Origin of the sequence: Pseudomonas sp. VI4.1 (genome assembly GCF_002029345.1) — a bacterium.
Lineage (GTDB): Bacteria > Pseudomonadota > Gammaproteobacteria > Pseudomonadales > Pseudomonadaceae > Aquipseudomonas.
The window spans coordinates 1-14,970 of record NZ_MULM01000070.1; the positions used below are offsets into that span (position 1 = coordinate 1).

Here is a 14,970-nt window from a genome sequence, read left to right on the forward strand (position 1 = left end):
GCCCAGGGTCAGGGCGCGGTCCTGGCCTTCGCAGCTCAGGTGCAGCGTGGTCTCGCGGGCAAGCCGCAACGCAGACCGCTGTTGAGCGCCCAGGGCGAACTTGGGTCATCGGCGCGCGGAGTCCCCGGCTGGCTTTGCGCTACGGCCTGGGCGGCGGCTTGCCAGAACTCCTCGCCGAGGTCCGCAGGGGCCGGCAGCAGTTGCTCCTGATAACGCGGAATGAACCCGGTATCCAGTTCCGCCGCGGCAAACGCCGGGTGGCCGATGATCCGCCGCAGGAAGTTGATGTTGGTCTTGAGCCCGCCGATCGCAAACTCATCGAGCATGCTCAACAACCGCAACCGCGCCTGTTCACGGTCCTCGCCCCAGGCAATCAGCTTGCCGAGCATCGGATCATAGAACGGCGAAATCTCGTCGCCTTCTTCCACGCCACTGTCGACCCGACGCCCCGGGCCGGGCGCGGATTCGCGGTACAACTCCAGGCGCCCGGTGGCCGGCAGAAAATCATGGCCCGGGTCTTCGGCGTACAGCCGCACTTCAATCGCATGGCCGAGCAGCGGCACCTGGTCCTGGGTCATCGGCAGCGCTTCACCGCGCGCGACGCGAATCTGCCAGGCCACCAGGTCGAGGCCGGTGATGGCTTCGGTGACCGGGTGTTCGACCTGCAGGCGGGTATTCATCTCCATGAAGAAGAACTCGCCGCGCGCGTCCAGCAGGAACTCCACGGTACCGGCACCGACATAGCCGATGGCCTGTGCCGAACGTACCGCGGCTTCGCCCATGGCGCGTCGCAGTTCCGGGCTCAGGCCGGGGGCGGGTGCTTCCTCGACGACTTTCTGGTGCCGACGCTGAATCGAGCAGTCACGTTCATTGAGGTACAGGCAGTGGCCATGTTGATCGGCGAACACCTGGATCTCCACATGGCGTGGTTTGAGCAGGTATTTCTCCACCAGCATCCGCGAATCGCCGAACGACGACAGCGCTTCACGCTGCGCCGAGGCCAGCGCTTCGGCGAGCTGGCTGACGTCTTCGACCACTTTCATGCCTTTGCCGCCGCCACCCGCGGTGGCCTTGAGCAGCACCGGGTAGCCGATGCGTTCGCAGGCGTCGCGGAAGGTCTCGAGGTCCTGGGCTTCGCCGTGATAACCCGGCACCAGCGGCACGCCTGCGGTTTCCATCAAGGCTTTGGCCGCGGACTTACTGCCCATGGCGTCAATGGCCGAGGCGGGTGGGCCGAGGAAGATCAAGCCGGCGGCTTCGATGGCGCGGGCGAACCCGGCGTTCTCCGACAAAAAGCCATACCCCGGATGGATCGCCTGGGCGCCACTGGCCTGGGCCGCGGCGATCAGCTTGTCGATCTGCAGGTAGCTGTCGGCGGCCTTGCTGCCGCCGAGGTCGACGCGGATATCCGCTTCCCGGCTATGGCGCGCGTCGCGGTCAGTGGCGCTGTGCACGGCCACGGTAGTCAGGCCCAGGGCCTTGGCGGTGCGCATCACCCGGCAGGCGATTTCGCCGCGGTTGGCCACCAGCAGGGTAGTGAGAACAGGTGCGCTCATCAACGCGACTCCTTGGGGGTGGTAGCGGCTTGCCAGTTCGGCGCACGCTTTTGCAGAAAGGCCCGCAGACCTTCCTGGCCTTCAGGGCTGACGCGGATCCGCGCGATCGCGTTTTCGGTGTAGCGGCGCAGCGCGGGGGTCAGCGCGCCGTTGCCGACTTCACGCAGCAAGTCCTTGCTGACGCGCATGGCCGCCGGGCTGTTGAGCAACAGGTTGTCGATCCACTGCTCGACTTTTTGTTCCAGCTCATTGCCCGGGTAGCTCTCCGACAACAAACCGATCTCCCGCGCCCGTTGCCCGCCGAAGCGCTCGGCGGTCAGCGCATAACGACGGGCCGCCCGTTCGCCGATGGCTTGCACCACGAACGGGCTGATCACCGCCGGGGCCAGGCCGATGCGCACTTCCGACAGGCAGAACTGCGCGTCGTCGGCACCGATCGCCATGTCGCAGCAACTGATCAGGCCCAACGCGCCGCCAAAGGCCGCGCCTTGCACGACGGCCAGGGTCGGGATTTTCAGCTTGGCCAGGTTGTACATCAACTCCGCCAGTTCCCGGGCGTCGTCGAGGTTGGTGTGGTAATCGAGCTCGGCCGATTGCTGCATCCAGGCCAGGTCGGCGCCGGCGCTGAAGTGCTTGCCGCGACCGCGCACCAGCAGAAAGCGCAGGCTGGCATCGCCCGAGACCTTGTCCAGGGCGAGGATCAGTTCACGGATCATCTCGGCGTTGAACGCGTTGTTCTTTTCTTCACGGCTGAGCCACAGGGTCGCAAAACCCCGCGGGTCGGTCAGCAGTTCCAGCGTATTGAAGTCGCTCATATTCGTCCGTCTCCACGGCACTTTGTAGGAGCTGGCTTGCCAGCGAAGGCGGCCTTGAGCCCTGTCGCGCCCATGAAGACGCCTTCGCCGGCAAGCCGGCTCCTACAGAATCACATCAGACCCCATCAAATCCGATCAGGATCACATCAGACCCCATCAAATCCGATCAGAATCACATCAGACCCCATCAAATCCGATCAGGATCACATAAGGACCACATCAGATTCCGTCAGGATCACATCCGGAACACGCCGAAGCGGCTCGGTTCGATTGGCGCGTTCAACGACGCCGACAAGGCCAGGGCCAACACATCGCGGGTCTGCGCCGGGTCGATGACACCGTCGTCCCACAGCCGAGCGCTGGAGTAATAGGGATGCCCCTGTTCTTCATACTGATCGAGAATCGGCTGCTTGATCTCCGCTTCCTGCTCGGCACTGAAACCCTGGCCACTGCGCTCGGCCTGCTCACGCTTGACCTGCACCAGCACCCCGGCCGCCTGCTCGGCGCCCATCACGCCGATCCGCGCATTCGGCCACATCCACAAAAAGCGCGGGTCGTAAGCCCGGCCGCACATGCCGTAGTTACCGGCACCGAAACTGCCGCCGATGATCACCGTGAACTTCGGCACCTTGGCGCAGGCGACCGCAGTCACCAGTTTCGCGCCGTGCTTGGCGATGCCGCCGGCTTCGTATTTCTGCCCGACCATGAACCCGGTGATGTTCTGCAGGAACAGCAACGGAATCCCGCGCTGACACGCCAGCTCGATAAAGTGCGCGCCTTTCTGCGCGGCTTCGGCGAACAGGATGCCGTTGTTGGCGAGAATCGCGATCGGGTAACCGTGCAAGTGCGCAAAGCCACACACCAGGGTCGTGCCGAACAGCGCCTTGAACTCATCGAACACCGAACCGTCGACCAACCGCGCGATCACTTCCCGCACATCGAACGGCTGCTTGGCGTCCGCCGACACCACGCCATACAACTCGTCGCTGGCGTAGAGCGGGGCGATCGGCGTGCGCTGCTGCACCTCACCGAGCTTGCGCCAGTTGAGGTTGGCGATGCTGCGCCGGGCAATGGCCAGGGCGTGTTCGTCGCTCTCGGCGTAATGGTCGGCCACCCCGGAAATCTTGCAGTGCACATCGGCCCCGCCCAGATCCTCGGCGCTGACCACTTCCCCGGTCGCGGCTTTTACCAGCGGCGGCCCGGCGAGGAAAATCGTCGCCTGCTGGCGCACCATGATCGCTTCGTCGGCCATCGCCGGTACATACGCACCACCGGCCGTGCACGAACCCATCACCACGGCAATCTGCGGAATGCCCATGGCGCTCATGTTGGCCTGGTTGAAGAAGATCCGGCCGAAGTGCTCACGGTCGGGGAACACTTCATCCTGGCGCGGCAGGTTGGCGCCACCGGAATCCACCAGGTAGATGCACGGCAGGCGGTTCTGCTGGGCGATGGTCTGGGCGCGCAGGTGTTTTTTCACGGTCAGCGGGTAATAGGAACCCCCTTTCACCGTGGCATCGTTGGCGACGATCATGCATTCGACGCCTTCCACGCGGCCGATCCCGGCAATCACGCCCGCGGCCGGCACGTCTTCGCCATACACCGCGTAGGCCGCCAGTTGGCTGATCTCGAGAAACGGCGAGCCCGGATCGAGCAGGCGATTGATCCGCTCACGGGGCAGCAATTTGCCCCGGGAGGTGTGGCGTTCTTGCGCCTTCGGGCCGCCACCTTGCTGCACCTGGGCGAGCAGGGTGTGCAGGGCGTCGACCTGTTTGAGCATCGCCGCGCTGTTGGCGGCGAACTCCGCCGAACGAGGGTTGAGCTGGGTATGCAAAATCATCGGGCTACTCCGTAGCAGCTTCAAGTTGCAAGCTACAAGTCAGAAGCAAGCGTGCAGTCTTCTTGCCGCTTGAAACTTGCCGCTTGCCGCTAACGAAATTCATTTCGTTTCGTTGAACAGTTCGCGACCGATCAGCATGCGCCGGATCTCACTGGTGCCCGCGCCGATTTCGTACAGCTTGGCGTCGCGCAGCAAACGACCGGCAGGGAATTCGTTGATGTAGCCGTTGCCACCGAGAATCTGGATTGCATCCAGGGCCATTCGGGTTGCACATTCGGCGCTGTACAGGATGACTCCGGCGGCGTCCTTGCGGGCGGTCTCGCCGCGCTCGCAGGCCTGGGCCACCGCATACAGGTAGGCGCGGCTGGCGTTGAGCTGGGTGTACATGTCGGCGACCTTGCCCTGGATCAGCTGGAACTCGCCGATGCTCTGGCCGAACTGCTTGCGGTCGTGGATGTACGGCACGATCAGGTCCATGCAGGCCTGCATGATCCCGGTCGGGCCGCCGGACAGCACCACGCGTTCGTAGTCGAGGCCGCTCATCAGCACTTTCACGCCGCCGTTGAGCGCGCCGAGGATGTTCTCTTGCGGCACTTCCACGTCATCGAAGAACAGCTCGCAGGTGTTGGAACCGCGCATGCCCAGCTTGTCGAATTTGTTGCTGCGGGTGAAGCCTTTGGAGTCGCGCTCGACGATGAACGCGGTGATGCCGTGCGGGCCCTTTTCCAGGTCAGTCTTGGCGTAGATCACGTAGGTGTTGGCGTCCGGACCGTTGGTGATCCAGGTCTTGCTGCCGTTGAGCACGTAGTGATCGCCGCGCTTGTCGGCGCGCAGCTTCATCGACACCACGTCGGAGCCGGCATTCGGCTCGCTCATGGCCAGGGCGCCGATGTGCTCGCCGCTGATCAGCTTCGGCAGGTACTTGGTTTTCTGCTCTTGATTGCCGTTGCGGTTGATCTGATTCACGCACAGGTTGGAATGCGCACCGTAAGACAGCGCCACCGACGCCGAGCCGCGGCTGATTTCTTCCATGATCACCACGTGCGCCAGGTAACCCAGGCCGGCGCCGCCGTACTCTTCCGGCACGGTGACCCCCAGCAGGCCCATGTCGCCGAACTTGCGCCACAGGTCCGCCGGGAACAGGTTGTCGATGTCGATCTGAGCGGCGCGCGGGGCGATCTCTTTAGCGACGAAGGCCTGAACCTGATCGCGCAGCATGTCGATGGTTTCACCGAGGGCAAAATTCAGGGATGGATAGCTCATGGGTCACCTTTTGGCTTTTTTGTAGGGTAGGGGAGGGCCGTGATCCGGTTCTCACCTTTACGTTAACGTAAGCCTGTGACGAATGGCTGTCAATCACCCTTTACGTTAACGTCAACTTGAGCGACATTAGAGCCAGTTCAAGATGTAACCACGGACCACCTGTAGGAGCTGGCTTGCCAGCGAAGACGTCGGACCAGTCAACATCAATGTCGAATTTGCCGGCCTCTTCGCTGGCAAGCCAGCTCCTACAAGGGACCGTCCGCAGCTGAACCCCTGTAGGAGCTGGCTTGCCAGCGAAGACGTCAGACCAGTCAACATCAATGTTGAACATGCCGACCTCTTCACAAACAAACCCGCCCCCACAGCGAACCGTAGCCAACCCATTAATAAACACAATAGGGGTCGTCATGGATCAACCCACTGCAAGCCCGCAGCGCAGCTACACCCGCGGTTCCCAGGACAAAGCCTTGCTGGCGATGACCATCGGCCAGGCGTTCGACAACACCGTCGCGCAGTACCCGACCGGGGAGGCGCTGGTCGTGCGCCACCAACAACTGCGCTACACCTGGCAGCAACTGGCCGACGCCGTGGACCTGCACGCCAGGGCGCTATTGGCCCTGGGCCTGCAGACCGGTGATCGCCTGGGCATCTGGGCCCCCAATTGCGCTCAATGGTGCATCAGCCAGTTCGCCAGCGCGAAAATCGGCGTGATCCTGGTCAACATCAACCCGGCGTACCGCAGCTCCGAACTGGAATACGTCTTGAAGCAAGCCGGCTGCCAATGGCTGGTCTGCGCCGGCGCCTTCAAGACCTCCGACTATCACGCGATGGTCCAGGGCCTGGTGCCGGAACTGGCGCAGCACGCCACCGGCCAAGTGCACAGCGAACGCCTGCCGGACCTGCGCGGGGTGATCAGCCTCGATGCCCAGCCGCCCGCGGGTTTCCTGCCCTGGTCGCGGCTGACCGATCTGGCCGGCAGCGTGTCCGCCGAGCAACTGCACGAACGCCAGGACAGCCTGCATTTCGACCAGGCGGTGAACATCCAGTACACCTCCGGCACCACCGGCTTCCCCAAGGGCGCGACCCTCAGCCACTACAACATTCTCAACAACGGCTACATGGTCGGCGAAAGCCTCGGCCTGACCGCCAATGATCGCCTGGTGATCCCGGTGCCGCTGTACCACTGCTTCGGCATGGTCATGGGCAACCTCGGCTGCATGACCCATGGCAGCACCATGATCTACCCCAACGACGCCTTCGATCCGCTGCTGACCCTGACCACCGTCGCCGAAGAACAGGCCACCGCGCTCTACGGCGTCCCGACCATGTTCATCGCCATGCTCGACCAACCCCAGCGCGCCGAATTCGACCTGTCGAGCCTGCGCACCGGGATCATGGCCGGGGCCACTTGCCCGATCGAAGTGATGCGCCGGGTCATCAGCGACATGCACATGAGCGAAGTACAGATCGCCTACGGCATGACCGAAACCAGCCCGGTATCGCTGCAGACCGGCCCCTCGGACGACCTCGAGCTGCGCGTCACCACCGTCGGCCGCACCCAGCCGCAACTGGAAAGCAAAATCATCGACGAGGCCGGCAACCTGGTGCCCCGCGGCACCATCGGCGAACTGTGCACCCGCGGCTACAGCGTAATGCTCGGCTACTGGAACAACCCGCAAGGCACCGCCGAAGCCATCGACCAGGCCGGCTGGATGCACACCGGCGACTTGGCGAGCATGAACGACGAGGGTTACGTGAACATCGCCGGACGCAACAAGGACATGATCATCCGCGGCGGTGAAAACATTTACCCACGGGAGCTGGAAGAATTCTTCTTCACCCACCCGGCCGTGGCCGACGTGCAAGTGATCGGCATCCCGTGCTCGCGCTACGGCGAAGAAATCGTCGCCTGGATCAAATTCCACCCCGGCCACAGCGCCACCGAGCAAGAACTGCAAGCCTGGTGCAAAGAACGCATCGCCCACTTCAAGACGCCGCGTCACTTCAAATTCGTCGAAGAGTTCCCAATGACCGTGACCGGCAAGATCCAGAAATTCCGCATGCGTGAAATCAGCATCGAAGAACTGCGCATCAACAAAACCTGACCCCACCACCCCTGTAGGCGCTGGCTTGCCAGCGAAGGCGTCGTCACAGCCAACATTGATGCTGACTGACACTCCGCTTTCGCCAGCAAGCCGGCTCCTACAGGCTATCCCAGGATTCAGTGACTGTAGGAGCGAGCTTGCTCGCGAAGGACGTTAACGATAACGAGTGCTGCCTGGATAAACGCGGTGCGCTGAAGTCCATCGCGAGCAAGCTCGCTCCTACAGAGGGAGAGGGAGAGGGAGAGGGAGAGGGAGAGGGAGAGAGGGGAAAATCACAAACCGCAGAAAGCACAAAGGGGAGCCGAAGCTCCCCTTTAATTTTGTCGTTACGTGCTCTTTTTTTATTATTGAGGGGCGGTCTGTTTTTGTTTTTAGCAACCGTGACCCTTTACCGCTGTTTTTATCGACCCCCATCCGGGATCAAGAGCAAACGTATTTTTTTGAGCGCTGATCTACTTTCTCGCCAAGCGATCCAACCAGTTCGGGAGCTACCTGAAGGTAGTTTTATTATTCTCTGCCCGGTTGCGGGTCACTCCGAAAAGCACCCTGAAAAGCACATCCTCTCCAAAAAAATCTGTTAGCTGCGTCTCTGCCGTGTTGTTTTTGTTATGTCAGAGTCGTTACGTCTTATTTTTATTAGGGTTGGAACATTTTTTTTGTTCTTGTTATGCCATAGAGAAAGCAGGAGCCGTGCCAACTTTTGAAAACCCTTTAAAATCAAGCAGTTGAGATTTTTCAGGATTTTCCCCACCACCAAAATTCACCGATTTGTTTCCGTGTTACTCGTTTGTCCCCCACATTCGGACGTTGCGGTAACACCCCGACACATCCGCCCACTCACTGCGCGCTACGTGCCCTGGCCACGCGCGAACCGCTGGCGCGTCCCAGCACCGTGCTGATCTGCTGGCCAGCCACAATCAAGGCCTCAAGGTCGATACCGCTGTCGATGCCCAGGCCATTGAGCAGGTACACCACGTCCTCGGTGGCCACGTTACCGCTGGCGCCCTTGGCATAAGGGCAGCCGCCGAGGCCGGCGATCGAACTGTCGAACACCGCGACCCCCTCCAGCAGACTGGCGTAGATATTGGCCATGGCCTGGCCATAGGTGTCGTGGAAGTGCCCGGCGAGTTTCTCCCGCGGCACATCGGCCGCGACCACCTCAATCAGCTTGCGGGTAGCCCCGGCCGTCCCGGTGCCGATGGTGTCGCCCAGGGACACTTCATAGCAGCCCATGGCATAAAGCTCGCGCGCGACCCGCGCCACTTGCTCCGGCGCGACGTTACCCTCATAAGGGCAACCCAGCACACAGGACACATAACCCCGCACACTCACCCCGTGCTGCTTCGCCGCCTCCATGATCGGCACGAAACGCGCCAGGCTTTCACTGATCGAGCAATTGATATTGCGCTGGGAAAACGCCTCGGACGCCGCGGCAAACACCGCCACCTCCTTGACCCCGGCAGCCACCGCATCCTCAAACCCGCGAAGATTGGGCGCGAGCGCGGCATACGTCACCCCGGGCTTGCGCTGGATCTGCGCAAACACCTCGGCGGAACCGGCCATCTGCGGCACCCATTTGGGCGAGACAAAACTGCCGACCTCGATATAACCCAAGCCAGCAGCGGTCAGCGCATCGACCAACCGCACCTTGTCCGCGACACTGATGGGTTGGGCTTCGTTCTGCAGACCGTCGCGAGGGCCGACTTCGACCAGGCGTACGTGAGTAGGTAGGGACATGGGAATCGACCTGTGCTGAATGATCTGAATACTGAGATAACCCCTGTAGGAGCGAGCTTGCTCGCGATGGACGTTAACGATAACGGGTGCCACCTGGATAAACGCGGCGCCCTGACGTCCATCGCGAGCAAGCTCGCTCCTACAGTGGAATGCATTGACCTACTGAACCGCCTGCTGACTCTTGATCGTCTGCTCCAACGCCTGACTGCAGCGCTCCTGAGCCGTATCCAACTCCAGCTTCATCTGCTCGATATCCAGCATCTGCTGCTCAAGCTGCTCCCGACGCTCGGCGATTTTGTTCAGCATGGTCTGCAACTGTTTCTGATTGCCGCCGGTAGGATCGTAAAGCTCAATCAACTCACGGCATTCCGCCAGTGAAAAACCAATACGCTTGCCCCGCAAAATCAACTTCAGGCTGACCTTGTCCCGCGGCGAATAGATGCGCTCCTGCCCACGCCGCTCAGGGCTGAGCAGCCCTTGCTCTTCATAAAAGCGAATGGCCCGGGTGGTGATGTCGAGCTCGCGGGCGAGGTCGGAAATGCTATAGGTCTGGCTGCTCATGGAAGCGCTCGAAAAAGGTCATGGCGCTAAGCTAATGGCAGGTTGACGTTTACGTCAAGGGGCGCAGGTCTTTCAACACCTCACACCCCAGGTATCCACCAACCTGCGTCGCCCCGGTATTCACTGACCGCCATACGCCCCCTGTAGGAGCTGGCTTGCCAGCGAAGGCGTCAGGTCAGTCGACATCAATGTTGAATGTGCTGGCCTCTTCGCTGGCAAGCCAGCTCCTACAGGGGGCAAGCCCCCTTTACCACAGGCGAGCTCCCTGGCCAGAGTATTTGGCAGCCCGAAAAGGTGAGTAGACACCTCAAAAACAAACCCGGGCGCATCAGCGCCCGGTTGTTTACCTTGGAACAGCCATCAGCGATTAAACCGCTCCACCAACGAATACTGGGTATTCGCCGTCTTCGTCAGCTCTTCACTCAACAACGCCGAGTGCTGCGCCTGCACCGAAGTCTGATCCGCCAAATGCGAGATGTTACTGATGTTACGGCTGATCTCTTCAGCCACCGCACTTTGCTCTTCAGTCGCCGCCGCAATCTGCGTGGTCATATCAGTGATGTGGGCCACCGCCTCACTGATCCCCACCAGCGCCTGATCCGCTTCCAGCACCCGCGCCACACCTTCCTCGGCCTGACGATGCCCGGCCTCCATGGTTTGCACCGCGGTACTGGCGGTGTGCTGCAGCTTGGCAATCAGCGCATGAATCTGCCCAGTGGACTCACTGGTACGTTGCGCCAGTTGCCGCACTTCATCGGCCACCACCGCAAACCCGCGACCCATCTCACCGGCACGCGCCGCTTCAATAGCCGCGTTCAACGCCAGCAGGTTGGTCTGGTCGGCAATGCCCTTGATCACATCCACCACGCCGCCAATTTCGTTACTGTCCTTGGCCAGCTGAGTCACGGTCAATCCAGTCTCACCGACCACCGTCGACAAACGCTGAATGGCTTCGCGGGTTTCCCCGGCGATATCCCGACCGCGACCGGTCAGGCGATTGGCTTCCTGAGTTGCATCCGCCGTGCGCTGCACATGGCTGGCAACTTCCTGAGTCGTTGCCGCCATCTGGTTGACCGCCGTCGCCACTTGCTCGGTCTCGACGCGCTGGCGTTCCAGGCCGGTGGAGCTGTTGTGCGCCAGGGTGTCGGACTGCTTCGCTTGCGCGCTCAGGTGCTCGGCGGTGTCCTGCAGACGAGTCAGGCAGGTTTTCAGACGAGCTTCCTGACTCAGAATCGACATCTCCAGCCGCGCCTGTGCGCCGCGACTGTCGGTGTACATCTGCGCAATCAACGGGTCCGACGTGGTCTGCTCGGCCAGGCGCAACAAACGCTTGAGCCCGCGCTGCTGCCAACGCAACCCCAGCAGGCCCAGCGGCACCGACAACCCGGCGGCAAGGGCAAAGCCCCATTGCGAATTCAGCGACGCCCCGATCAGGAAACTCAGCTGGCTGACCAGAATGAACGGCAACCAATCCTGCAGCACCGGCAGCCACTTATCCATGGAAGGCACGGCGGACTTGCCCTGGTTGAGGCGCTGGTAAAGGGCTTCGGCACGTTGAATCTGCTCAGCCGTGGGCTTGACCCGCACCGACTCGTAACCGACCACCTGCTGGCCGTCGAACACCGGCGTGACATAAGCGTTGACCCAGTAATGGTCACCGCTCTTGCAGCGATTCTTGACAATGCCCATCCAGGGCAAGCCTTGCTTCAGCGTGCCCCACATATGTGCGAACACCGCAGAAGGGACGTCGGGGTGACGCACCTGATTATGCGGCGCATGGATCAGCTCCTCACGAGTAAACCCGCTGATCTCGACGAAGGCGTCGTTGCAGTAGGTAATCACGCCCTTGGCATCGGTGGTGGAAATCAACCGTTGCTGAGCCGGGAAGGTCCGTTCGCGTTGAGTAATAGGCTGGTTGTTACGCATGGCTATAGTCAGTCCGTGAGGCTTTGACAGGATGTCGGCGCGGTCACGGAATTGTTGAGTTTTTATTTTTCATCCACCCCTAAACACCCCCCGAAGCCTGCGGCCGCAACCGCCGCCCAATCACCTCCAGCACATCACAGCCATCCCGCAACGGAACGGCGCAGAGCAAGGCAAAGTCACTGAGAATGAAAGAGTCGCACTCGATCGAACCGCGCATGGACAGGTTTTCCAGCACCTGGGTCACGGCCTGAATTCGATGGTTGGCCGCGTCGACCAGCACATCCAGTGGCGCCTGGGTATCGACGAAGAGGGTGGGCATGTCGCTGCAATTATTGGTGAGCGCCTTGAAGCGATTTTCGGGGTGGGGGGTTGGTTTTATGTAGGGTGAGTCGGGAGTACTTGATGTCATTTTTTTAGGGGCCTTGGAGTGTGAGTTCAGCTGCCAACGACTTTTCCTGAAGGGTAGGGTGGCAGCCGTACGCGGGAGTAGGAAACTGAGGACCCATCAAACTCAGCCACGTCGAAACGTGCCCCGCGCACGGCCGCCGCGACGATTTATAGACACGAATCAAGTGTCGAAATCAAACGACAGCGCCGGTGCGCGATGTATTTCCAAGGGTTCCTACACCCTGCCACCGCATTCGCGGCGACAACGAAAGACTACCCATGGAACCCACTCCGCACCAGTTCATGCAAACCGCTAAAACTTGAAGGAAATCTCCGACGACTACGTCCCAGAAGATGATCGACTGTAGGACTGCCTTCGCTCTCTGAGCCTTTCCGTCAACGAATACAGCGCACACGACTTTGCGGGGGATCAAAAAGTAAAGAAGTCAGAAAAGGAGGAGGTTCCGGTAGGAAGGTTCGCCAAATAGCGATGATGCAACCCACCAGCCGGCAGGCAATCGAAGCGCTTCTACTCTGCAAATAAAAAAGCCACCTGCGAAGGTGGCTTTTCAATACAAGCAGCTCAGGCTATCAGTAAGCCTTGCCCGTCTTATAGAAGTTCTCGAAGCAGAAGTTGGTAGCGTCGATGTAGCCTTCGGCACCGCCGCAGTCGAAACGCTTGCCCTTGAACTTGTAGGCCATCACGCAACCGTTTTGCGCCTGCTTCATCAGGGCGTCGGTGATCTGGATTTCGCCGCCCTTGCCTGGTTCGGTATCTTCGAGCAGGTCGAAGATGTCCGGGGTCAGGATGTAGCGACCGATGATCGCCAGGTTCGACGGTGCGTCTTCCGGCTTTGGCTTCTCGACCATGCTGTGCACGCGGTAGATGTCGTCGCGGATCATTTCGCCGGCGATCACCCCGTACTTGTGGGTTTCCTGCGGATCGACTTCCTGGATGGCGACGATCGAGCAGCGGAACTGCTTGTACAGCTTGACCATCTGGGTCAGTACGCCGTCGCCTTCGAGGTTAACGCACAAGTCATCCGCCAGGACCACGGCGAAAGCTTCGTCGCCGATCAGTGGGCGGCCGGTCAGGATCGCGTGGCCCAGGCCTTTCATTTCGGTCTGGCGCGTGTAGGAGAACGAGCAGTTGTCGAGCAGCTTGCGGATGCCGACCAGGTATTTTTCCTTGTCGGTGCCCTCGATCTGGTGTTCCAGCTCGTAGCTGATGTCGAAGTGATCTTCCAGGGCGCGTTTGCCGCGACCGGTGACGATGGAGATTTCAGTCAACCCGGCGTCCAGTGCTTCTTCTACGCCGTACTGGATCAGTGGCTTGTTCACCACCGGCAGCATTTCTTTGGGCATGGCTTTGGTCGCTGGGAGGAAGCGAGTGCCGTAACCGGCTGCTGGGAACAGGCATTTCTTGATCATGTGGGTCCTTGATTTGTGGTCATCCATATTTGCGGCGCAGTCTAATCAGGCAAAGGACTTGTTACAACGCCCGGTGATGACTAACTGACTGCCTTCATTCAAAAATATTTCCACCAAAGTTATGAGGCAGACGTCACTACTACCAGTTCCCCCTCACAGGAAGCTGCGTCGGAGTGTGATCTGACCAGTAGCCAATGATTTGGCAGATCACACCTGATGCGGACGCCAGGCTTATATTGGTCACCAGCATGCGGCGGTGCTGGTGTAGTTCCGTTAGCCTGATAAGCCTGGTCTGATCGTCAATGGACTGCGGATGACCTAGGAATTGGAGCTCGATCAAATTTGGAAATTTCTTTGATCCAGAACCGACGATATTTCGTTTGGTCTGGAGCCACAGGTTTTTGAGTTGACCAATGATGCTCCGCTTTTAAGCTTGCGCGGTACGCCTCCCACTCCTTCTCCTCGGCCACTTCGTCAGCCAGCTTTTTGTTGTCGAACCAGCCAAGTACATAAACCTCGCCTTGATCCATACCATGCTCGATCAGGAGATAGATCTCTTTCATAACCTTTAACCCACGACTACTTGTTCAAAAATCCCCGGCGTCGGGGCATTGTCTTGACTATCGGCAGGCACCGTCGGTTATTTAGCGTTACCGCAAAAAAGGCCGAACTGGGTTCACTACGCCGGAAACGATCGGCGGTGCAAGCACTGCTCGACCACCATGCCAGACCCTCGAAAGGATGCCAAACATCCTACGGCTCACTGACGGCGTCTTCTTCAAGGATCGTCTATAAGCCATTTGATGTCCTAGGGCTATTCTAGTCGGTTATGTCAGGTGGACACGAAGTCAATTGAGCAAGCCTGGCATGGGTATTGATGCGCAGTGGGAGGGCGCCATTGCGATCCTGTTGGCTGAAGTCCTCAAGGCGGTCACGCAAAAGCGGGGCTTGAGCAATCCGGATGCCGTACTCGGCCAGCTCGGAAAAGTATCCCCTTGGCTGACTATCGCTATCGCTATCGCTATCGCTATCGCTATCGCTATCGCTATCGCGATGCAAACGATGGGATGCGTCGCTGGACCACAATTAATTTTCAGTGGTGGCGCTGGCACGGCCGGGCTTTGTGGCACGGTTTTGACTGTGCCACCACTATCGAAATAGGTAGCTCGACGCTGTTTCGAAGATCCCGCAGAAAATGGTTGGGTTAGTTGGCATGCCATACGTAACCGGCCAGCAAACACACCTTCCTGACCCCACCGCCAAAGGCGATGGTGTCCACCTCAATTTAAGTGGACACCACTTCTAGCCTTTTAAGAGGGTCTTTCATGCAGCCACAACGCCGTTCCTAT

Annotated in this window: 13 protein-coding genes and 1 pseudogene; 3 read left to right on the forward strand and 11 right to left on the reverse strand. The window is 60.1% G+C overall.

Features of this window, described 5'->3' with window-relative positions; all coding sequences use genetic code 11:
- The 5 genes and pseudogenes from BZ163_RS02160 to BZ163_RS02180 all read right to left on the reverse strand — a co-directional run.
- Positions 1-1,556, reverse strand: a pseudogene (locus BZ163_RS02160) (acetyl/propionyl/methylcrotonyl-CoA carboxylase subunit alpha); the annotation flags it as partial.
- A complete protein-coding gene (locus tag BZ163_RS02165) occupies positions 1,556-2,371 on the reverse strand; it encodes a gamma-carboxygeranoyl-CoA hydratase (protein WP_128869607.1) in 816 nt (271 codons plus the stop codon). The pseudogene BZ163_RS02160 and the gene BZ163_RS02165, both read right to left, overlap by 1 nt.
- Before the next feature lie 235 nt (positions 2,372-2,606).
- The gene (locus BZ163_RS02170) at positions 2,607-4,211 is read right to left on the reverse strand and encodes a carboxyl transferase domain-containing protein (RefSeq protein WP_064676707.1); all 1,605 of its coding nucleotides are present in this window, start codon (positions 4,209-4,211) and stop codon (positions 2,607-2,609) included.
- A gap of 99 nt (positions 4,212-4,310) precedes the next feature.
- Complete coding sequence (locus BZ163_RS02175; protein WP_128869608.1) at positions 4,311-5,474, reverse strand: isovaleryl-CoA dehydrogenase; 1,164 nt, start codon at positions 5,472-5,474, stop codon at positions 4,311-4,313.
- 100 nt (positions 5,475-5,574) lie between these two features.
- The gene (locus BZ163_RS02180; RefSeq protein WP_128869609.1) at positions 5,575-5,883 is read right to left on the reverse strand and encodes a hypothetical protein; all 309 of its coding nucleotides are present in this window, start codon (positions 5,881-5,883) and stop codon (positions 5,575-5,577) included.
- Here BZ163_RS02180 and BZ163_RS02185 point away from each other — a divergent pair.
- Together BZ163_RS02185 and BZ163_RS35100 are read left to right on the forward strand one after the other, a co-directional pair.
- Complete coding sequence (locus BZ163_RS02185; RefSeq protein ID WP_128869610.1) at positions 5,882-7,579, forward strand: AMP-binding protein; 1,698 nt, start codon at positions 5,882-5,884, stop codon at positions 7,577-7,579. The genes BZ163_RS02180 and BZ163_RS02185 overlap by 2 nt on opposite strands.
- A gap of 137 nt (positions 7,580-7,716) precedes the next feature.
- On the forward strand, positions 7,717-8,160 hold the full coding sequence (locus BZ163_RS35100; protein ID WP_218190491.1) for a hypothetical protein: 444 nt from the start codon (positions 7,717-7,719) through the stop codon (positions 8,158-8,160).
- 256 nt (positions 8,161-8,416) lie between these two features.
- Here BZ163_RS35100 and BZ163_RS02200 read toward each other — a convergent pair whose 3' ends face one another.
- From BZ163_RS02200 to BZ163_RS02225, 6 genes are all read right to left on the reverse strand, one after another.
- Entirely contained in the window at positions 8,417-9,316 is a 900-nt protein-coding gene (locus BZ163_RS02200) for a hydroxymethylglutaryl-CoA lyase (RefSeq protein WP_128869612.1), read from the reverse strand.
- 159 nt (positions 9,317-9,475) lie between these two features.
- Complete coding sequence (locus tag BZ163_RS02205; protein WP_128869613.1) at positions 9,476-9,877, reverse strand: MerR family DNA-binding transcriptional regulator; 402 nt, start codon at positions 9,875-9,877, stop codon at positions 9,476-9,478.
- Positions 9,878-10,237: 360 nt separating this feature from the next.
- Positions 10,238-11,803, reverse strand: a complete 1,566-nt coding sequence (locus BZ163_RS02210) for a PAS domain-containing methyl-accepting chemotaxis protein (RefSeq protein ID WP_128869614.1) — start codon at positions 11,801-11,803, stop codon at positions 10,238-10,240.
- A 79-nt stretch (positions 11,804-11,882) separates the two neighbouring features.
- A complete protein-coding gene (locus tag BZ163_RS02215) occupies positions 11,883-12,212 on the reverse strand; it encodes a hypothetical protein (RefSeq protein WP_128869615.1) in 330 nt (109 codons plus the stop codon).
- Between the two features lie 569 nt (positions 12,213-12,781).
- Positions 12,782-13,621 (reverse strand): UTP--glucose-1-phosphate uridylyltransferase GalU, encoded by an 840-nt coding sequence (galU, locus tag BZ163_RS02220; RefSeq protein ID WP_128869616.1) that lies wholly within the window; start codon positions 13,619-13,621, stop codon positions 12,782-12,784.
- A 299-nt stretch (positions 13,622-13,920) separates the two neighbouring features.
- Entirely contained in the window at positions 13,921-14,184 is a 264-nt protein-coding gene (locus tag BZ163_RS02225; RefSeq protein WP_128869617.1) for a hypothetical protein, read from the reverse strand.
- A gap of 304 nt (positions 14,185-14,488) precedes the next feature.
- On the opposite strand from BZ163_RS02225, the gene BZ163_RS02230 reads away from it, so the two are divergent.
- Positions 14,489-14,782 (forward strand): hypothetical protein, encoded by a 294-nt coding sequence (locus BZ163_RS02230; RefSeq protein ID WP_128869618.1) that lies wholly within the window; start codon positions 14,489-14,491, stop codon positions 14,780-14,782.
- Positions 14,783-14,970 lie beyond the last annotated feature (188 nt).